Consider the following 20,555-nt stretch of genomic DNA (forward strand, 5'->3'; position numbering starts at 1 on the left):
CACCGACACGAGTTCGCGCAGCACCACGTCGTCACGCAGCGCGTCCGCCAGGTCCTGCACCGTCCGCGTTACCGGACCCTGCGCGTCCTGCCACAGCTCAGGCCCTTCCAGCCGGTCCAAGATCGCCGACCGCACGGCCTCATCCTGCTGCTTCGCCCACGGCGTCCGCGCCCACCGCCGCTTGTACTCCGGCTTCTCCAGCAAACGGATCGTCTTGTCCGACTCGATCAAATTCAACCGCCGCTGCACGACCTCGGCATATGCACTTGGCCAAGACGCTGGCAGATCTGTAATCGGCTGGAACTTGTGATTGTGGTGGGTAAACCACTTTGTGGCCGTGCCCCCAGCTTCAATCTCACGTGCGAGGCAAATCGCGAATGCCCGCTCTGACGGACCGAGCTCAATCACACCCTGATAGTTCAACTCTTCGTCGATCAGGCCATACAGGCGGTACACCTCCCAATCTAGCTCTTCCTGCTCAAAGACCATTTGGGCACCGATCTCCTCCGACCTGCGATGAGCGCTCTGCAGGCGGTCCACCAGTCCTCCGGTTGCCCCGGTGGTCGATCCAGTCGCGGCCTCATCCAGCCACCCACGCACGACGGTGGCCGGACTCACCTTCCCGAGCGCCGTCGCTGCTAGGTCGAGTCGACGCCCCCGCTCCAGCGGAAGGGCCCCCGGAAGAGGAAACTCCAGAAGTTTCGTACCAGTGAATTCCCAGTTCCAGGACCATGGCTGGTCGGGGATCCCGCTCGACGCGGTCGCGTTTCCCTTGCTATGACTGACCTGTTTGAGCCAGAAGCATGCCGTCGAGCTATTCAATACCCCTAGCATTTCCAGGTACTGCTCCTCGGACGACCCTTCAGGCAGCATGATTACCGGGGCATGCCGGTTGAAGACCTTTCCACCGCGACTGAGCGCAGCATGGAAGTGTGTTCCGATCGACGCAAAAGCCAGCAGTAGTGGGGATTGATACCTTTCAACGATCCACCGATACCACGTCCACCAATCATCACCGGCTTCCTTGCGAGTAATCCCCCCGAATCCGGTCGTCAACTCAAGAACGGCACGGAAACGCCATAGATGGCGCCCCCATGCAGACGACCCATCATATGGCACTGGCATAAATTCCGCGTCATACGGCGCGAGGGCCATTTCTCCATCCCGAAACGACCAATCACGGACGAGGTCGCCAGTAACATAGGGCCTGCCGAGGCTATCTCCATTTCTAAAGCGCCTAAACCAACTGGGACCGATCACGAACGGCTCGTCGCTTCCTGGAAAACTCGCCGGCCCAATATCTCTCGATATCCCGTCTCGCAAACGCCGCCGACCGCTCGAGTTGACCAACTCGAACACGTCGCCTGCTCCGCCACCAGTCAGTGACCAAGGAAACTTCCTCAGCACGTCCCGGCTCACGTCAGCGACCGACACATAGAGCCCGTCGAAGCCTGGCTCTGCCAGGTGCTCGACGATCTCGGTCCAGACCGCCCCCCTTGCCGGATCATCGGGCTGGCCTGGTTCACCGCGCACGCCCAAGACTGTTCGAACAGTCTCTTCCACCGGGCGTCGCCGCCGGCCCACAAGGATCACGGTGGGCGTGCTGTGGCCAGGAATGTACGCACCTGAGGTGTCGATGACCTCGGTAAGGTCCACCGGGTTGTCCTGGTGATACCCCGCAAATAGGTCTTCGATGAGCCTTTTGCCGAACTCGCGCTTCATGAACGAGTTGCTCGTGATCTGCCCAACATGGCCCGCAGGTCTGCCCTGGAAGCCCTTGGCGGCCAGACGGAAGAACAGCTCCATAAACGGGACGCTCAACGCGTACTTGCCCGCAGTCGTCGAGTACGCCGCTCGATACGCTGCATTGAGAGCCTTGTCCTTGACCGTGATGTACGGCGGGTTGCCGACGACCACGTGGTACTGGCCCGGCGTCAGGATTCCCCCGTACTCTGAGAGGTCCTCCGTGTGCTTCTGGAAGGCCGCACCGACAGGCTCGGCCTCCGGTGAGCCAGCCGTCGGCTCAAAGGTGTGCCCCAGGTCCAGCTGCCCGAAGATGACCTCGTCGGCCGTGCCCTGCTTGCCCTGCTCGCCCAGGAGGGAGTCGCCGATCGCCAGGTGGAAGCCCAGCGCAGGCACGTCAACCAGGGACTTCTCGCCCATCGCCAGGAGGCCCGCCACCGTGAGGCGGAAGCGGGCGATGGCCACCGCGAACGGGTTGACGTCCACGCCGTGGATCGAGTTCAGCGCTTTGCGGACCCGCTCCTTGGCGTCCATCGCAGGCGCCTTCTCGCGCCACGCCGCATCGATCCGCGCGAACGCACCCAGCAGGAAGTGACCTGACCCGCAGGTTGGGTCGATGAGCTTCAGGTCTTCCAGCGCCGTCTCGCGCAGCGCCGGTGTCAGCGTGCGGTCGAGGATGAATTCCTCAACGAAGTCCGGAGTCTGGAGCAGCGCGTAGGTCTTCTTCGCATGGTCGGACAGGTCCTGGTACAGGTCACCCAGGAAGCGGGTGCCGAGCTCCGGGTCGTTGAAGTCGTGCACCAGGTTCCCAGAGTCGTCCGTCCGGCGCCAGAACGCGATCAGGTCGGACGCCGCCTCCGGAGAGATCTCCGCCGACCAAACCGGGTTGTGCCGGCGGTCCACCAACGCCGCCCCCACGGGCTGGGCAGCGAGCACCGTGAACGACTGCTGCAGCCAGTGTCGACGGTTGTGTAGTGGGTTGGCGCGGAAGTACGCGTCCAGGTTCTCCTGAGCGCGCTGGGTCCGATCCCCCGGGCCCGCGATCCAACCCACGGCGACCTGCCTGCCGTCCAGCCACGCCCCTGCCAGGAGGTCGTTGTCCTCGCAGAACCGCACGAATGTCGTCGCGATCAACCATGCGACAGCGGCCTGGTCCACCTCGTCGTCGCGCCACGTGACCCACGACCGGGCGGTCCGCTCGGTGCGCAGCGCCTCAGCATGCTCGGACCGGAGCTCCTTGCCCCAGACGTTGTCCGCTTCGTCCGCCCGCTCGCGCAGGTCGGCCTGGAGGCGCTTGAGCTGACCCTGCAGGTCCTTCAGCAGGACGGGCGAGTTGATCACTGGGGTGCTCCGGGAATCTCGAGGCTTGCAAGTGTTTGGACAACAGCCTTGACACCAAGGAAGCGCCGCAAGGTCATCGCTTCATTCGCCTCACCGGTTCGGGCGTCCACGCCGTGACCTGGTCGCGTGTCATCTCCAACCGCGCCAAGTGCTGGTCGATCGTCCCAGACACCACGGCGGCCGCGCTCGTGCCGAACGCCGGCTCGATCTCGGAGTGCCACTGCGCCACCCACGGCTCCAGCTCCACGAGCCCGGCCACTAGCGGCACCACAGCCTCGTCCGACGCCCCCCGCGACTGCTGCGCCAGGATCTCCCGCGCCAACGCCAGCGCCTGGTCGCGGTGCGGCCAGCCCGCCCACCCGAGCAACACCGTGGGGTCGCCATCGTGCCGCACGTCCGGGTACGCGACGAACCGCTCCTTGGGCACGTCGAGCTTGCCGCGCGCCTTCCAGTACTCGACCTTCCGGAAGTCCGGCGTCGAGTACTTCGGCGGCACCGGAATCGTGACCTTCTCCCCCGCGTCCTCCCGACGCTGCAGATCCCACACCTGCTGCCACGTGCGGAACTTCTCCAGGCCCGACGGCTTGTACCGCTGCGCCGCCAGGTACGGCACGGCCTGTTCAGCAACCAGGCCTGACAGCACCGTCGCCAGGTTCGGCTCCGCATGCCCCGACAACACCGACACGAGTTCGCGCAGCACCACGTCGTCACGCAGCGCGTCCGCCAGGTCCTGCACCGTCCGCGTCACTGGACCCTGCGCGTCCTGCCACAGCTCAGGCCCTTCCAGCCGGTCCAAGATCGCCGACCGCACAGCCTCATCCTGCTGCTTCGCCCACGGCGTCCGCGCCCAGCGGCGCTTGTACTCGGGCTTTTCCAGCAGACGGATCGTCTTGTCAGACTCGATCAGGTCCAGCCGCCGCTGCACGACGTCGGCATACCCGCCCGGCCACGAAACCGAGAGCTCAGTGAGGGGCTGGGACCCGTGGCGTTCGAACCAGACAGTTTCCTCGGACCCGTCGGCCACATGCCGCGCGAGTGCGATCTCGAACGCCCGCTCCCCCAGCGCCAGCAGCGGTACGTCGCCCGTCGGAGCGGTCAGGTCCTCGTCGATCAGCCCGTAGAGCCGATAGACCTCCCAGTCCAGCTCCTCCTGCTCGCGAACCATCTGCCCACGGATCGCACCGACAGAGTACGCAGCAGCGGCCAACCGCTCCGCCAGCGAGTCGCTCCCGGTGGTCGAGCCCGTCGAGACCCCGTCCACCCACTCCTGCACAACGACGCCCGGGCTCACCATCGCGAGCTCCGTCGCCAACGCATCGAGCCGCCGCCCACGCTCGAGCGGCAGTGTCGCCGGAAGCGGGAACTGGCTGACCTTTGTGCTGTTGAACTGGTAGAACACCTCCCACTCGTCCTGCATGAACCCGCCGGTACCTGACTGGCTGCCCTTGTCGTGGCTGACCTGTTTGAGCCAGAAGCACGCCGTCGAGCTGTTCAGCACCGCGAGCAGCTCCAGGTGCCGCTCCTCCGGAGCACTCTCGGGCAACGTGATCACAGGCGCAGTCTGCTTGAATACCTTCCCACCCCGGTCCAGCACGAAGTGGTTATGCGTGGCAACCTCCGCAAACGTAATGGACAGCGAAGTCAAGTAACGTTCCCGTACCCAGCGATACCAGGTCCACCAGTCTTCCCCGCTCTCTGCACGAGTCTGGCCACCAAATCCAGTTGTCCCACCGAGGGTCGTTCGGAACCGCCACAGATGGCGACCCCAGGATTTCGAAGACTCGTAGGGCAGAGGTCGATAATCAGGCCCGTATGGCGCCAGCGCATATTCGTCAGGGCGCACATCCCAGTCGCGAACAACTTCACCCACAACAAGATCGCGCCCGAGATTGCGAGAATCCGGGAAGCGCTTGAACCATGGCAGCCCCAAGAAGAATGGCTCATCGTTTCCCGGGAAACTTGCGAATCCAATTTCCATAGCAAGGCGTTCACGAAGACTGCCAATCTGCACCGTCCGCATGGCTTCGAACACGTCGGCAGCGCCACCACCACTCAGGGACCACGGGAACTTCGTTAGCGTGGCACGGTCGAGGTCTGCAACAGAAATGTAGTTCCCGTCATACCCCGCTTCGCCGAGATGACCAACGATCTCAGTCCACACGAGCCCCTTCGCAGGGTCAACAGGCTGACCCGGTTCTCCACGCACGCCCAGGACCGCACGGACGGAGGCCGTGACCGGGCGACGCCTGCGGCCAACCAGGATGACGGTCGGCGTCCCATGACCAGGGATGTAGGCGCCTGAGGTGTCGATCACCTCGGTCAGGTCTACCGGGTTGTCACCGTGATAACCAGCGAACAGTTCTTCGATCACTTTCTTGCCGAACTCGCGCTTCATGAACGAGTTGGACGTGATCTGGCCGACGTGTCCTGCCGCCTGGCCCTGCTCGCCGCGCATAGCCAGGCGGAAAAAGAGTTCCATAAAGGGCACAGACAGCGCGTACTTGCCAGAAGTAGTCGAGTACGCCGCTCGATACGCCGCGTTCAGTGCCTTGTCCTTGACCGTGATGTACGGCGGGTTTCCCACCACGACGTGGTACTGGCCCGGGGTCAGGATTCCTGAATACTCGGAGAGGTCTTCGGTGTGCTTACGGTAGGGGGTATCGACAGGCTCGACCGTCGATCCGAGCGTGTCTCCCATGTCGAGCTGTCCGAAGAGGAGCTCGTCGGCCGTGCCCTGCCTGCCCTGCTCGCCCAGGAGGGAGTCGCCGATCGCCAGGTGGAAGCCGAGCGCCGGCACTCCAACGAGGGACTTTTCGCCCATCGCCAACAGACCCACGACCGTCAGTCGGAAGCGCGCGATGGCCACCGCGAACGGGTTCACGTCCACCCCGTGGATCGAGTTCAGCACCATCCGGACCCGCTCCTTGGCGTCCATGGCCGGCGCCTGCTCACGCCACGCCGCATCGATCCGACCGAACGCACCCAGCAGGAAGTGGCCTGACCCGCACGTAGGGTCGATTAGCTTCAGGTCTTCCAGAGCCGTCTCGCGCAGCGCTGGCGTCAGCGTGCGATCGAGGATGAACTCCTCGACGAACTCGGGCGTTTGCAGCAGCGCGTACGTCTTCTTCGCGTGGTCGGACAAGTCCTGGTACAGGTCGCCCAGGAACCGGGTCCCGAGGTCCGGGTCGGTGAAGTCATGCACCAGGTTCCCTGCGTCGTCCGTCCGACGCCAGAACGCGATCAGCTCAGACCCCGCCTCCGGAGAGATCTCCGCCGACCACACCGGGTTATGTCGCCGGTCCACAAGCGACGCACCGGCAGGCTGGGCGGCGAGCACCGTGAACGACTGCTGCAGCCAGTGTCGACGGTTGTGCAGCGGATTGGCGCGGAAGTACGCGTCCAGGTTCTCCTGGGCGCGTTGGGTCCGATCGCCCGGGCCGGCGATCCAGCCCACCGGGACCTGCGTGCCGTTCAAGGTGGCGCCGGCGAGCAGGTCGTTGTCCTCGCAGAAGCGCACGAACGTCGTCGCGATCAACCATGCGACAGCAGCTTGGTCCACCTCGTCGTCGCGCCACGCAACCCACGAACGAGCAGTCCGGTCGGTACGCACCGCCTCTGAATGCTCGGACCGGAGTTCCTTGCCCCAGACATTGTCCGCGTCGTCGGCCCGTTCCCGCAGGTCTGCCTGGAGACGCTTGAGCTGACCCTGCAGGTCCTTCAGCAGCGCGGGCGAGTTGATCACTGGGGTGCTCCAGGAATCTCGAGGGGTGCAACGGCGGCGAGCGCCGCAGGGTCAGACGGAAAAGTGAGCCAACCGCTCGGCCCCACAGGCACGGAGGCGCCTTCGAGGACCGGTGCTGGCTGGTCTGCGGACTTGGCAACGAGCAGCCAGCGGGTGGCGGGCCGCGGCGTGCCGACGTCAAGGAACTGCGCGAGCAGCGGGGTCATGCCGTAGCGGACGAGCGGGCCGGCATTGGTTACCAATAGTGGAACCGGACGCGCCAGCTCGTCCTCCCAACGCGGCCGCACGGCGTCACGTACGAGGGCAGCGAGCATGTTCCAGTCCGCACTGCCTCGGTCCAGTCCGTCGACTCCGACGACGAAGGACCAGTCGATTCCCTCGCGCTCAGCAAGTGTCTTTGTGGCCTGGACAAGCAGGCTGCCCACGTCGAGCAATTCCAAGCCCCGGGCGGCATAGCCGGAGGCAATGATGTGCGTCGCCCGCACATACCGGCGCGGGTCCACCGCCAGCGTCAGCGCAGCATGACGGGAGAATGAGTCGGCAAGCTTCCGAGCGACGTCGACATCGGGCGTCCCGGCGCCACCGTGTGTCGTCAGGCTGGTGCCAGTGGCCGTGGAGGCACGGTTGGAACCGGGCGTCTCGTACCGGCCGTCCACGTTTCGCACGCCTGGCAGGACCTTCGCGACCAGTTCGTCGAGGCGGACCTGGGTACCCGGCAGCCGTACCTCGGGGAACCTCGCCGATACACTGCGCCGCACTGCCTCGACGCTCAGGCTCCGCCCCGGCTTGCCGCGCAATGCATGCTCAAGCGCGATACGAACCTCAAGGTTGCGGGGGTAGAGCTCCTCGAAGCCGGAGACCGCTGCGTTGTCGCTCGCCGAGGCTGCCAAGCGCAGCAACCGATGGTCGGGTAGGTACGCGTCGCCCAGTGTCTCGCCGAGCACCGCGCGCAAAGCGCGTGCCGCGGGAACGTGCCCGATCACGCCGTCTCGGACGAGGTCGTCGGCCTGGCGGCCGAGATCGATCGCTAGGTCGCCCAGCTCGTCGGCTGTGGGCGCCGGCGCATCGAGATCCTCGGCGAGCACCGACTCGGTCAGGGCGAGCAGCGGGTCACGGCCTTGGGAGCGGCGGCGCAGGTTGAGCGCCGGGTTCGGCATCCGCAGGTCCAGCTCGTAGACAGCACGCAGCAGCGCGCGGCCCTGGCCGACGCGGGCCGGGCCTTCGAGCAGCGAGCCTCGCTGTGCGGCCAGAGCCGTGGCGAGCTCTGGGACGGTCATGATGCGGCCGGCGTCCGCGAGGATGCGCAGCACTTCGGCGTGTACTGCGTCGAGGACGCTGCCCTGCCCGGCAGGGGTGCTGGTCCACATCATGACGGCGGCTTCGATCTCGCTGTTGACCTGCTCGCGACTCAGGCCGAGCTGCTGGCCGGCCTCCGCGGGAGTAGGCCAGGTCAGAGTGAATTTCGGTGCCTTGTCGGACAGGCCGACCACTGTGCGAATGACAGTGGTGTCGCCATCGAGGCGGCCCAACAGGCCTTCAACCACGCGCTCGGTGCCCGACGCGTCGTCGTCGTTCGTCCGCGCGGGCGTGCTGAGCCGTTCGCGCCATTGGCGGATGCGGCCCTGGATCTCCTTGCGGTACTTCTCGCCGAGTCCCCGGATCGAGTTGACACGCATGGGGTGGATGCCGAGCAGGTCGCCGACTGTGACCGCTTCGTCAAGGCGCGCGAGGGCGGACAGGGCGCGGGCCGAGAGACCGGACTGTTCCAGGAGTGTCTCGACGGTCGCCCGTGCAGCGCGGGCGTCATCGGCCCCGGTGGTGTCGTCGTCGGCGTCGAGGGAGGCAAATGCCTCGTGCCAAGCGACGGCAAGCTCGTCGACCGTGCCGAAGCGGTCCTTGGCGTCGGGCGACAGGGCGCGGCGGAAGAGTGCGGTGAGCGGGACTGCAACGGCCTGCTCGAAGCCGCCGGGGTCGACGACGGGGGCGTCAGTGGCGTGGGCCGGGACGCCCGCGCCCTGGCCCCACCAGGGGAGTTGGCCGGTGGCCATCTCGAACAAAGTCGCCGAGACGGCGTAGATCTCAGCCGCACGGTCATAGACCGTACGGCGGCCGCGGCCAAGGTACGGGTCGAGATAGCCGGTTGTACCGGACCGCAGGTTCTCCACGGGTTCGGTGGCAAGCGAGAAGTCGAAGAGAACGAGGGTCGGGCGACGCGTGCCCGGGTCCTCGCGGATACCGAGGTTCGCCGGCTTGATATCCCGATGGAACACGCCCTTGCCGTCGAGATAGCTCATCGCTTCCAGCAGTTCGGAGCCAAAGCGTTCGAGCTGCCCCAGGGTGGCGCGCCCCTCGGTGGTGAGACGTGCAGCAAGAGTCTCCGGTCCGGCGTCGGACAGCAGGAGACCACGGCGGCCATCGAGGTCGAGCGGGCCTTCGAGGAGCCGAACGACGCGCTTATGGTCCAGCCCCTTCAGAATCTGCGCCTCGTTGTCGAGCGCGCGCGCCGCGACGTCAGTGCGGGCGATCTTCAGAATCAGCTCACGGTCACGACCTGCGTCATCGCCCACCGTGTCGTCGAGCACGGCGAGCGCGACGCCGCTGGAACCTTCGCCGCGGCGCCGTGAGACCAGAAAGCGGTCGGCGATCATGTCTGCGGTCTGAGCGTCGAGGGGGTCGGCAACAGGCGTCCGGACCTCGTCAACCGCTTGGCGCCGAACCTCGTCCCAGGCATCCCGGACCAGACCAAGAACCTCGTCGATCGTGGCCGGCCGGTCGGACTCGACCACGCTGGTGGCCAGCGTGACAGCCACGGCCAGGTCGTCGGGAACGCCCTGTGCCGCGCGTCGGGGGTCAAGCCCGCCGAGCTCTGCGTGAACCTGCTCCAGCTCGGCAAACGTGGCCGCGGGGGCGGTGCCGGTAAGGATGAGGTAGGCAAGTGCCCCGAAGCCATACACGTCCAGGGGGACGCCGGGCAGTTCCGTCGCGTTCTGCCGCGCCTCGGGCGCCAGGTAAAGCCAGTCCTCCTGGTTGGACGCGCCCATCAGGTCGGCGAGGCCCCCACTGATGGCGGTCCAACGAGAGGTCGCGTCCGTCGAGCGGTCCTTCTGGCCGAAGTACCAGTCTCGGATTGTCACGCGCGGCAGGCCACGCTTGCGCGGGGTCACCCAGATGCGCGCCGGCGCCAGCGCGCGGTGCAGGAGGTGACGCTGGTGTGCGTACCGCAGGATCTCGCCGAGCCGGGTGATCAGACCAACGCGCTCCTCCATCGTGAGGTTCGCGCCATCCGCCGCAAGGTAGTCCGACAGTGGTGTGGAGGCGTCGTCGTGGTCGAAGACTAGGGCCGGACCATCGTCGGTCTTCTTGAAGTCGACCGGAGCCGCAATGCCGTCGTTACTGATGCCGTAGGTCAGCTGGAACTCCCGCTGAGCCAACTGCTCGATCCGGGTGCGTTCGCTCGTCGGCGCCTTGGGCGGCACGTCGTACAGGCGCAGACGACGCTTGATGCTCGGCATCGCAGGCAGCTGGACCAACACGTCGTGCCAGTCAGGTCCCTCTGCGATCGGCGTCGAAGAGGCGACCTCGAAGTCGCCGACCATGCGGACCTTCGGCGTCTTGCGGAAGCCCGCCTTGTCACACAGGGCGCGCACCTGCTTGGCCTGTACCCCGTCAATGCGATGATGCGGATTGCTCGGCAGCGCGCCAACGAACTGACTCAATGTCTGGAGCGGCTTCTGCGGCTTCTGCGTCTTGACGTCGTAGTCGTCCAGGCGAAGAACGTTGGACAGCCCGAGCTCGTCGACCTTGACCATGCTTCCATGACCGTGCAGCACCACGAGAGCCTTCACGAACGGCAGCGTCTTGGCCGCTGCCGGACTCGGCGCATACGACTTCAAGAGGCTCGACAACCGCTTGGCCTTACGATCCGTCAGCAGCCACGGATTCTCGACGTTGCGAGTCCCGTGGTACCAACGCTGTGCCGTGCCACTTATGGTGCCGTGCCACCCCTTGAGCTCCACCACGAAGAAGCCGGCCGGCGAGAGCAGGAGGACATCGATCTCTGCGCTCCGGCCGTTGCTGTCGATGAACGTCAGGTTCGCCCAAGCCGTGGTGACGCCGTCGTCAGGAAGGACCTCGCGGACCTTCTGGAGCGCCTTGTCTTCGGCAGGCGTCACTGGCTCGCCCATGACGATCCAGCGGGAGTCAGGCAGCATTCGGACAGAACCTCAAGACATCGGTGGCGGGACTGTACTCAGCGTCGCATGCGAGGCGGTGTACAGCCTGGTGACGCTGGTGAAACGGTACCTGCCGTCAGGCCAGCGACGCGGGTTAAAACGGGTGAGCCGCGGGTGACTCTGGCCAAGTAACTGTTGGTTCAACCAACTGGCGCTGCTAGCTGACCAACGACGGCATGAACGACGTCGAACTGCTGACCTGGGCTGCACGCGGAGTCGCGATGGGGCACGCACTCCAGCAGCTCAAACCCGTCGCGGACGAGGTCACCCGCACCACATAAGAGCACGGCGTCGTCGATGCCTCCGGTCGATCACTGCGCGGGACGTAGCCGGTCGCTAGCCATTTCGGGCCCCGGGCCGCCTCCGAGAGGACCGCAGCTCCCGGGGCCCTCCGCCATTGCGTGAGAGTCAGAACGTCTCAGCGCAACCAGATGCGCAGGTAGCTCCCTCGCTCCTCTCCCAAGCCGGCGGCAGCCCAATTGGCTGTCTGCCCGGGCTCGTCGCTCCGCACGTCGACATTGGTGCGGTTGAGATAGGCGCTACCTCCGACGCACTTCACGACGAACCCCCAGCCCGGCCATGAGGCATCGGGGTCTGCCAATTGCATGCCAACGGATGCGAGCGCGGCGACCAAGGGCGCCAGGGAGCCCACCGGTTGTCCAGGCACGGGCTCCACCAATGCTGCCGCGACGTGCTCGGCTGGCGCCCGCACCGGTACGGCCGGTTCAGGCGCGGAGGAAGCCTCTCGGCTCCGCCCACCGAGCGTGTTCGGACTTGGCCACACGCGAGTTGCCACTGCTGCGAGGAATGCCCCTCGCGCGTCGATCTCGGACTCACTCCATTGCTCGACAGCAGCGATTCCCTTGTTGATCACCAGGGCGCCCTGCTTCGCAAACTCCGGCCGCTTCGCGGTCCACCCCAAGTTCGAGACGTCAAGATTGAACGCCTGAGTGACGAGGGTCAGGTTGCCAAGTCGGTCGAGCGCCTGCCCACGCAGCAGAACGCGTTGGACAGCCTCGGTGTCACCGGCGTCGGGGTCAGCGTCGACAAGATTGCCGGCAGCATCGCGCAGTGGCCAATGCGCCTTCCAGCTGCGCGGCAGCACGTGCTCGATCTGCAGTCCGTCGAATCCGATCGCCGCGGGCGGCTCATGTGGGTCGTCACGTCGGAGCTGGTCGTCAATCGCCTCGAACAGCGTGCGGATCCGGTACTGCGCCACGTTCTTGTAGAACGGCCGCGTCATGAACGCATCGCGGACTTCGTTGTCAGTAGGCCATGCAAGCGTGCCACCCTGCAGTGCGTCGACGACGGCATCCGCAACGTTCTCGCCTGATGCGGCGGCACTCTTCGCCTCCCGCAGAACCCGGGTGAGGTGCGTGCCGTAGCCACGCGTCTGCCAACCAACGTAGACCCGGCGCAGCGCCCACGATTCGACCGAGCGCACGGCGCGTACCTCGTCCTCCAGACTCACTACCTGCGGTGACGCGATGCGTAACCAGGCGAGGAGGGGCACCGACGTCGTGATCTCGAACGCGTTGAGCCGGTCGTACGACGTGCGCAGGCGCGGATCCACGGCTTCGGCGCCGTAGATTGCCCGGTACGCCTTGGCATAGTGACTGAGCTCGCGCAGGACATGCTCGGTATCAGGAGCGCCGGGCCCATTCAGGTACTCCCGCGCCTCGCGATACAGGTGGCTTACGTTCGCCTCGGAGCCTGAGATGCCGGTAAGCCAGACCGACAGCAGGACGTCGCGACGGCCGCGCGCCGCGTGGCCACGGCCAACGATGACCTTCCACCAGTCATCGTCGAAGTGCGCCCAGTACGCGTCGTAGAGCCGATCGACATCCTCGTCAGCAAGTTCGCCCCGAAGGAAGAGAAGGTTCTTGACGAGATCAATCGCCGCGAGCGGAGTCTGACGACCGTTGAGCACCTCGAAGATGACCTGAGCGTCGTCGTTGTCCTCGAGGTCGATGACGACCAGCTTGAAAAGGCTCGACAACGCGTCTGCCAGCGCCTGTAGACGGACGGGGTCCAGTTCGCCGGCGTCGTTGCGTGCACTCTCGCGCACGGCCTCGGAGAAGTACCGGCGCGCTCTGAGGTAGAGGTGGTCCTTGTCCCCGGCATAGGCAGGCACCGTGTCGGCCATCGCGGCGGGCCACACTTCGCGATCTCGTCGCCGTGGCCAGAGCTTGTGAACCTCCTCAGGCGAGTCCACGACGTCGTCCGGGTTGAAGAGCATGCGGCGGACGGACTTGCGACGATCCGACCCAACATCCTGGAGAACGTCAAGCAGACCGCGCACGAGGAGCTGAATCGTCGTGAGCCGCTGCTGACCGTCGATGACCGAGCGCAGAGCAATCCCGCCCGTGGCGAACGGAAGGCTCGCGCACACGACCGCGCCAAGAAAGTGCGGCGTGACGCCCTGCTCCTTGTTCTTCAGGCCTACCGCCTTCTCGTCCTCGTCCGAGCGAACTTCGAGGAGCTTGTCCGCTGTGCTCTCCAGGTCTTCGAATAGGAGTTTCCACTGACCGTCGAGGGTCCACTCGTAGTCCCGCTGGAACGTCGGGATGATGTACCGCCGCTCCGGCTTGAGGATGTCCTGCAGCGGGTAGGTCTTTGCGTCCACGGGGCTCCTTTGCATCTGCGACGTCGTTCATGATGTCAGGCCCGGGCGTACTACTGCCTACCGGCACGGGTGATCCTGGGCCCAGTCCATCGACTTGGCTGCTGGAACACCGTCGATCATCGCCCGGGTGACTTTGGTGAGTTCCCGGTTCCGACAGCACAGGTCCGGGGTAGCGTCACCGCCGTGGCAGCAATCCGAGTGCGGGAACAACACATCGCCGTATTCGGCGGGGCCGGCAGCGGCAAGACCGTCCTGGTCTCGTCCTTCTACGGCGGGGCACAGGAGCACGCGTTCCTCAAGGAGAGCCTGTTCCACGTCATCGCTGATGACACCAGCCAGGGCACCCGCCTCCACCAGAACTACCTCGGCATGAAGAACAGCGCTCGGGTGCCTGCGCTGACACGCTTCGCAGCGACGCCATACTCCTTCACGATCAAGTTGAAGGATCAGGGTGACGCCAAGGCCACCAGAGCGAGGCCCTTCGACGCGCTACGCGTCGTCTGGCACGACTACCCGGGCGAGTGGTTCGCGGAGGAGCCGAGCGGCGAGACGGAAGCAGAGCGCCGTCTCCACACGTTCCGGTCGCTGCTGCGGTCCGACGTCGCCCTCGTCCTGGTCGACGGCCAGAAGCTTCGCGACAGCGCTGGTGAGGAGGAGAAGTACCTCAAGTCCCTGTTCTGGGGTTTGGTCGTCGAGAAGGCCGGCGGTGACGTCACCGCACTCCACGAAGTACTCAAGGGCATGGTCCAGGTCCCGGATGCGCTGTCGATGGGCGAGGACTTCATGCTGCTCTCGTCGGCCCGGTTCACGCCGGACAAGATCGAGGTGACCGAACGGGTCGGCCTCGACCTTCTGCTGCCAGTCGCTTCCCTTCTGCCCCTGGAGCGGCTCATCCAGTGGTCCGAGCGGTTCGATATCCCGCGCAAGTGGATGGACCAGCTCGCGGACAACGCCGACGCACTGGCGACCGCCCTCGCCGGGGCGAGCGTCGTCACCGCCGTCCTGAACAAGGTGCCCAAGATCGGTCCAGCGCTGGGCAAGGTCGCACTCCCCGCGCTCGCCGAGGCGATCAAGCTCGGCCTGCCGAAGATCAAGGAGGCGAACGCCCAGGCCCGGGCGAACAAGGACCAACTGAGGACTGTCCTGACCCAGTTCCGGCTCGACCTCGAACAGGGCGTCGAGGACGGACTCCTCGTGAAGAGCCTCAGGTGAACTTCGTCTGGGCGACACGCGGAAGGTCCTGGGGCTTTCGGTTCCTCCGCGACGGAGGGTTCCCCGACCCACTCCCGGTCTATGACCATGCATTTGCGGGCACCGAGGACGAGCCGACGACGTACCGGCGCGTCGGCACGCAGGTTGCCTTGCGTTTCCCTGACCCCGATGGTCGATCGGACGAGGCGGGGCGCGTCATCCCCCACGACATCGTCGTCCTGCCGCCGCTGGCAGACGACATCCGCTCCGTCGATGACGGTCAGCGGATCGTCTGGCCGCTGATTGCGGATGCCTTCAAGAGCTTGTGGGACCTGAAGCGGCCACTGTCGGCTACCGACATCAGGAGAGCCTTCGGTGACGATCCGGCCAGTCTCGGCAGCGACGAAGAGCACCGACCGTGACCCACTTCGGGCCACTCGGCCCCTACCGCCAACGAGCAGCGAACGCTCCGTTCATCCGCTTGAGCGAGACGAAGCTGCCGTCGGCGATGCGTCGGCGGGTTTCCTGCCACTCGCGGATCACGCGTCGCCGGCCGTCGGGATGCTCGGGCCAGTTGTCCCGTGTGATGGGAACACCCGAGTAGACCGGCTCGTAACTGAACCCGTGCAATGGCGCGGCTTTCGGATGCACGGTGGCGAGAATCTGGATCGCGCGACGGTGGTACCACTTGGACACCGCCGCGACGGGTAGTCCGACGTGGACGGCCTCATCGAGGAACGTGGTCGAGTTCTGCACGTTCTGCCAGGTGTCTGCCGACTCGGCCTCGACACGAATCACGTCCATGGGGACACCCCGCTCGATGAGCAGGTTACGCAGCACGTGCCCTTCGACGATGCCGTTGTGCCTGTTGACCCCGCCGGTCACGATGATCAGCGGAGCCAGACCTTGCTGGTAGCGATCGGCAACAAGGTCTGCGGGCAGCGTCTGATTGGTGCCGAACACGAAGTAGGCCGCCGGGCCGGTCGGGGGCGCCTCGATGTCCACGAACGCCGTGATCTGCGGGACTAGTTCAGGGCTGATTTCGGCGACGCTGAAGTCGATCCCGGCGTACGCCGAAGCTCCGCCACTGGGCACCGGTGCTTCCCCCTGGTCGGTCACGTCCTGCTCCCTGCTGCTGCGAGGTCCCGTGCGGCGTCACGGTACAGGCCGGCAAACTCCGATACCTCGGCTGTGTCGCTGATGCCAGCACCAGCGAGGGCGCGGTCGAGCTTGCCTGCTAGGACGACGGTGGGCCACACGGTGCCCGGCACACTCAGCGCGGCGGCTCCGGTCGCGGCAGCCTCATCCAGCTCTCCGAGCCCGGCCTGTGCCAGGGCCAGCACGAGGAGGGTTCGGGCGTAGCTCGATGTCTCGCGGGCTCGGCCCTCAGGGTACGCCGTCGTGATCAGGCCCTCGGTGACCGCCGAAGCCTCTGCATACTCGCCGACCAGTAGCAGCGAAGCGGCCGTGTACGGAGGCTCGGCGGAACGCGCGATCGAGTGCACACCGGCGTTGGCGTCATCGTCGAGAGCGGAAATCGCAGTCTGCGCCCGGAGGCGAGCGGTCTGCATGCCCTGCGTGTTGCCGAGCGAGGCATGCGAGCGCATCTGCTGGCAGATCAGCTTCGCGAACGCCACAGTGCCGACAGGTGCCATGGCCGCGCCCTGACGAGCCAAGTCCAGTGAACGGGCTCCGCGTCCTTGGTAGTGCGAGATCGTGGCACGGGTCAGCAGCGCCCAGCCCGAGATCACCGGGTGGCCCGCCGCTTGGCCACGATTCTGCGCGTCGAGCGCCCAGACCAGTGCTGAGGTGTGGTCGCTCTGGTAGGAGGACGCGACGGCCAAGATGCTGGACAGCCACGCAGCGGCCGCTTGGATGTCAGCTGCCCGAGCCCCGATGGGCTTGTACCTGTCGAGAAGTGACCGTGCGAACTGCCGGGCCGCTAGAAGGTCGGCCAGGACCGGTGCCGGGCCGGCGGTCGCGAGCCTGTCGGAGGTGAAGGCGATGACCTCTTCCAGAGCGTCGATCGCCGCGCCAAGACTGTCGGGCTGTCCGGACTCCACCATGCCCAAGGCGTACGTCAGGCTGGACGAGCCGTACTCAGATGCGGGGCTGACTCGCGCCGCTTCCTGGGCCACTCCTGGATACGACGCCGACCGAGCCTGCCCGGTGTCAATCTGTCTCGTCGCCACAAGTCGACGTTCGGCATCCGACATCCGGTCGAGGTCGGCCTCGTCGAGGAGGTCGGCAACCACGCAGCCGTGTCCAAATGCGGACGCCAGCGCGGCGAGGACCTCCAGCGAAGGACGTGTTCCGCCGAACGGCCAGGACTCCCACTCGGAGACGCGGCTCTCACCGATGGCCAGGTGTGGGTTGGCGGAGCGGAACTCCTGAACGAGCTTCCACTGCGGCCATCCCATCGCGTACCGCCAGGCGACCCGCGGCCGCACGTGCAGCCGCGCAGCCAGCTCGACCGCGACGTCCTTGGTGGACATGCCCCTGCGGAACAGCTCCTGTCGGATCTGCTCGCGCAAAGCCTTCGCACTCTTGGCCACAACCTGCCCCTCCAGGTTCCGGCGATCCGTCGTGAGGCTCGCCTCTAGGCAGCCTAGTGACGGCAGCGGACTGCGGCCCTTCGCGCGACGGAAGTTTCCAGCCTCTGGAAGTTGTCGGGCCTCGGGATCGCGTCTCCGCTGCACCTAGACTCTGATCGCGTTCTTCCTTGGACAGGCGGATTTCCCACCTGCGGGCAGCAGCAGGGTGGTTCTGCCTGACGGCGACGGCTCCCCGCCGACGTCGGGCACCCCGACCCTGACCCATCGGAGATCACCGTGACCACACACGACAACGTCGACATTGCTTCGCCAAGGCTGATCGCCCTCGACATCGACGGCACCCTGATGCACGCCAACGGCCATATCACCGACGTCGTCCACCAGGCGATCGACCAGGCCCAAGCTGCCGGGCACCACCTGGTGCTCGCCACCGGTCGAGGCCTCGACGGGCTCCTACCCGTCGCCGAGCGGCTCGGGCTGACCGACGGATTTGCGGTGGCCGCCAACGGCGGGCTGACGATCCGTCTGGATCCCGCCGCACCGGACGGTTTCCGGTTCGCGAACGCGCGGATGTTCGACCCGGCAGACGTGATCGAGGCTGCCCTCTCACTCATCCCGGATGTCCTCGTCGGGGTCCAGGAGCTCGTCAGGGGCTGGAAGGTGAACCGCCCTTTCGACCCGAAGCTGCTCAACGGTGAGCAGACGCAGGCCGACGTGGTGGATCTTTGCGCGGCACCTGCCTGCCGGGTCTCGTTGTCCGCCCCTGAGATCCGCCTGCACCTGGAACCTCTGCGCGCGACAGGGGTAACGGTCACGCCCGCGGGACCGGACTGGCTCGACGTGACCGGCCCGCGTGTATCGAAGGCGACGACGCTGGAGCGGCTTCGGGCCAAGCTCGGAGTTTCGATCGAGCACACCGTCGCGATCGGCGACGGGCCCAACGACATCGAAGCCCTGACCTGGGCCGGCCGAGGCGTTGCGATGGGTCACGCTGCTGCGGCAGTGCGCGAGGCGGCCGACGAGGTCACCGGCACGATCCACGAGGACGGCTCCGCAACGGTTCTGGCTTCGCTGGTACAGCCGACGACCGAGCAACCGTCCGAGGAGTCAGCCTGACAGGGGCGCTATCGATCTCGAGACCGGCCGAACGGCAGGAGCGTCCCATCCACATCGAGGAACAGGATCGGGCGCGAGACACCGGTCATCCCGCACGATATCGACGACACACGGTAAGCGACGCGCCGTCTTCGCGGGTCCCCGCGCAGCGTGCGAGATTCGCGACGTCGTCATGGATCGGGCGGGTGCAGAGGGACGAACGTGCCCAAGTACCTGCGCCGCATGATCGAAGGCGCCCCTCTCGTCTCCCTTATCTTCGACAGCGAGGAGTCGCCGAGGGTGCCCACCTGGTGTTTCAGGCTGGCCGAACGCACTTTCATGGTTCTGGTGGCGCCCAGTGGGTACTCTCGCAGCGTCGTCGTCGTTGCTGCTCAGGGGTGGGATGCGCATGAGGCCGTCTGATTGGTCGCCGGTGGGGTTGGATGCCGATCCGACGCCGGGTGATCCGGTGCTGGTGCTCTCGGGTGGGCAGGAGTATCTGGACGTCGCGGACTCGATCGACAACGCCGCCTCGGCGATGAGTCGTCTCGATGTGGAGGGGACCATCTCGCAGGCGGTGGATGCGTTGATGGCGACCAAGGAAGACACCATCGGCGAGATCCGTAAGGCGCATGGCCGGTATGTGGCCGCGGGTGAGGCCCTGGTCGGGTACGCGTCGTCTCTGGAGCGGGTGCAGGCGGAGACGTTGGCGGCGTTGGAGCAGGCGCGGACCGCTCAGGATGAGGCGCAGTCGGCGTCGGGTTCGCAGGATCGGTGGCAGGAGCTGGCCGACTCGGCGAAGGACGAGTCGGAGAAGGCGGAGTATCAGCGGCAGGCTGATCAGGCTGGTACAGACGCGAACCAGGCTTCCTCCACGATCTCCAGCGCGACGAGCGCGGTGGAGTCCGCGGTCTCGGACCGCAACCGCGCCGCGGACCATGCGATCGACCGGATCGAGGAGATCACCTCCTCGGATGATCTGAACGACGGCTGGTGGGAGGACTGGGGTTCCAAGCTCGTCGCCGCGATCGCTGACATCGCCGACATGATCTCCACCATCGCCGGGATCCTCGCGATCATCGTCGCGTTCATCCCGATCGTCGGCACCGCCCTGGCGGGTGTGCTCCTCGTGATCGCCGCTGTCGCGGCGATAGTCAGTGCGGTCGCGAACATCACGCTGGCCGCCACCGGTGAACGGTCGTGGGCGGAGGCGGGTCTCGCGATCGCGGGTGCTGCGTTGTCGTTGATCGGTCTGGGTGGTGCGGCGAAGGCTGCGATGGGGCTGTCCAAGGCGATCGTCAAGGGCGGTGGCCTCAAGCAGGTGCTGAGCAAGGGGTGGTGCAAGTTCGGGTTCGGCAAGTGCTTCGTGGCGGGCACCCTGATCCATACCCCGGACGGCCCGCGCCCGATCGAGGACATCAAGGTCGGGGACAAGGTCTGGGCCCACGACCTGGCCACGGGCGCTGATGAGCTGCAGGTGGTCCTGGAGACGTTCGTGCGGCACACGACGGAGCTGTTCCACCTCACCATCAACGGCGCGGTCATCTCGACTACGGCCGAGCACCCGTTCATGGTCTCCGGGCGTGGCTGGCTGGATGCCGCTTTCCTGAAGGTCGGCGACCTGCTGGTCACACCGGACGGGGCCACGGTCCCGATCGAGGCGATCGAGACCGAGCAGCGCGACGACGCCGAGGCGGAGTCGGTCTACAACTTCCACGTCTCCACCCACCACAACTACTACGTCCACGCCGGCGACATCGCCGTCCTCGTTCACAACGGCCTCCACACCAGACCTGGCTCGCTCGCGCAGTTCTACGGCGTGTCGACAAAGAAGGTGAAAGATGCGATTCACATGGTAAAGAACCAGGGTGGATGGCGAGGCGATGGTGCCCGACGAAACCCGGATGTCATAGTCGATGATGCAACCGGAGAGGTGTACCCTCAACTCCCAGGCGGAAAGCCTGCGGACGAGAGCATCGGCAATATTCTCGACTACCTTGATCTTCCGGAATGACTGGTGATCGCATGAT

Annotated in this window: 12 protein-coding genes; 6 read left to right on the top strand and 6 right to left on the bottom strand. The window is 66.0% G+C overall.

The features are described from left to right. The 3 genes from pglX (IE250_RS21970) to pglW form a co-directional block, all read right to left on the bottom strand. Nucleotides 1-3,084: BREX-2 system adenine-specific DNA-methyltransferase PglX (gene pglX / locus IE250_RS21970; RefSeq protein WP_189671457.1), on the bottom strand; the 3,084-nt coding region annotated here is incomplete at its 3' end. A gap of 73 nt (nucleotides 3,085-3,157) precedes the next feature. Next, nucleotides 3,158-6,826 carry a BREX-2 system adenine-specific DNA-methyltransferase PglX gene (gene pglX / locus IE250_RS21975; RefSeq protein WP_189671458.1) on the bottom strand — a complete coding sequence of 1,223 codons (3,669 nt, stop codon included), beginning with the start codon at nucleotides 6,824-6,826 and terminating at the stop codon, nucleotides 3,158-3,160. Beyond that, a complete protein-coding gene (gene pglW / locus IE250_RS21980) occupies nucleotides 6,823-11,037 on the bottom strand; it encodes a BREX system serine/threonine kinase PglW (RefSeq protein WP_189671459.1) in 4,215 nt (1,404 codons plus the stop codon). The genes pglX (IE250_RS21975) and pglW overlap by 4 nt, the downstream gene beginning before the upstream one ends. A 197-nt stretch (nucleotides 11,038-11,234) precedes the next feature. Between pglW and IE250_RS21985 the strand changes: the two genes are divergently transcribed. Continuing rightward, nucleotides 11,235-11,339 (top strand): HAD family hydrolase, encoded by a 105-nt coding sequence (locus IE250_RS21985; protein WP_189671460.1) that lies wholly within the window; start codon nucleotides 11,235-11,237, stop codon nucleotides 11,337-11,339. A 137-nt stretch (nucleotides 11,340-11,476) separates the two neighbouring features. On the opposite strand, the gene IE250_RS21990 is transcribed toward IE250_RS21985, so the two are convergent. Further along, the gene (locus IE250_RS21990; protein WP_189671461.1) at nucleotides 11,477-13,684 is read right to left on the bottom strand and encodes a DUF262 domain-containing protein; all 2,208 of its coding nucleotides are present in this window, start codon (nucleotides 13,682-13,684) and stop codon (nucleotides 11,477-11,479) included. Nucleotides 13,685-13,867: 183 nt separating this feature from the next. On the opposite strand from IE250_RS21990, the gene IE250_RS21995 reads away from it, so the two are divergent. Together IE250_RS21995 and IE250_RS22000 are read left to right on the top strand one after the other, a co-directional pair. Next, a complete protein-coding gene (locus tag IE250_RS21995; RefSeq protein WP_189671462.1) occupies nucleotides 13,868-14,896 on the top strand; it encodes a TRAFAC clade GTPase domain-containing protein in 1,029 nt (342 codons plus the stop codon). After that, nucleotides 14,893-15,297, top strand: coding sequence for a hypothetical protein (locus IE250_RS22000; RefSeq protein ID WP_189671463.1), 405 nt, complete (start codon nucleotides 14,893-14,895; stop codon nucleotides 15,295-15,297). Before IE250_RS21995 ends, IE250_RS22000 begins: the two co-directional genes overlap by 4 nt. A 22-nt stretch (nucleotides 15,298-15,319) precedes the next feature. On the opposite strand, the gene IE250_RS22005 is transcribed toward IE250_RS22000, so the two are convergent. After that, nucleotides 15,320-15,994 (bottom strand): YdcF family protein, encoded by a 675-nt coding sequence (locus IE250_RS22005; protein ID WP_189671464.1) that lies wholly within the window; start codon nucleotides 15,992-15,994, stop codon nucleotides 15,320-15,322. Further along, nucleotides 15,991-17,430, bottom strand: coding sequence for a hypothetical protein (locus IE250_RS22010; protein WP_189671465.1), 1,440 nt, complete (start codon nucleotides 17,428-17,430; stop codon nucleotides 15,991-15,993). Before IE250_RS22010 ends, IE250_RS22005 begins: the two co-directional genes overlap by 4 nt. Nucleotides 17,431-17,706: 276 nt before the next feature. Between IE250_RS22010 and IE250_RS22015 the strand changes: the two genes are divergently transcribed. The 3 genes from IE250_RS22015 (at nucleotide 17,707) to IE250_RS22025 (ending at nucleotide 20,539) form a co-directional block, all read left to right on the top strand. Then, nucleotides 17,707-18,546 carry an HAD family hydrolase gene (locus IE250_RS22015; RefSeq protein WP_189671466.1) on the top strand — a complete coding sequence of 280 codons (840 nt, stop codon included), beginning with the start codon at nucleotides 17,707-17,709 and terminating at the stop codon, nucleotides 18,544-18,546. A 201-nt stretch (nucleotides 18,547-18,747) separates the two neighbouring features. Next, nucleotides 18,748-18,948, top strand: a complete 201-nt coding sequence (locus IE250_RS22020; RefSeq protein ID WP_189671467.1) for a hypothetical protein — start codon at nucleotides 18,748-18,750, stop codon at nucleotides 18,946-18,948. Further along, nucleotides 18,935-20,539, top strand: coding sequence for a polymorphic toxin-type HINT domain-containing protein (locus tag IE250_RS22025; RefSeq protein WP_189671468.1), 1,605 nt, complete (start codon nucleotides 18,935-18,937; stop codon nucleotides 20,537-20,539). Before IE250_RS22020 ends, IE250_RS22025 begins: the two co-directional genes overlap by 14 nt. Nucleotides 20,540-20,555 lie beyond the last annotated feature (16 nt).

The sequence above is a fragment of the Promicromonospora soli genome, assembly GCF_014653785.1.
In the GTDB taxonomy this organism is placed as follows: Bacteria; Actinomycetota; Actinomycetes; order Actinomycetales; family Cellulomonadaceae; genus Promicromonospora; species Promicromonospora soli.

Excerpts from the sequence above, each read along its gene's own strand:
- pglW (WP_189671459.1), bottom strand. The coding sequence starts at position 11,037 with ATGCTGCCTGACTCCCGCTGGATCGTCATGGGCGAGCCAGTGACGCCT.
- IE250_RS21985 (WP_189671460.1), top strand. The coding sequence starts at position 11,235 with ATGAACGACGTCGAACTGCTGACCTGGGCTGCACGCGGAGTCGCGATG.
- IE250_RS22025 (WP_189671468.1), top strand. The coding sequence starts at position 18,935 with ATGAGGCCGTCTGATTGGTCGCCGGTGGGGTTGGATGCCGATCCGACG.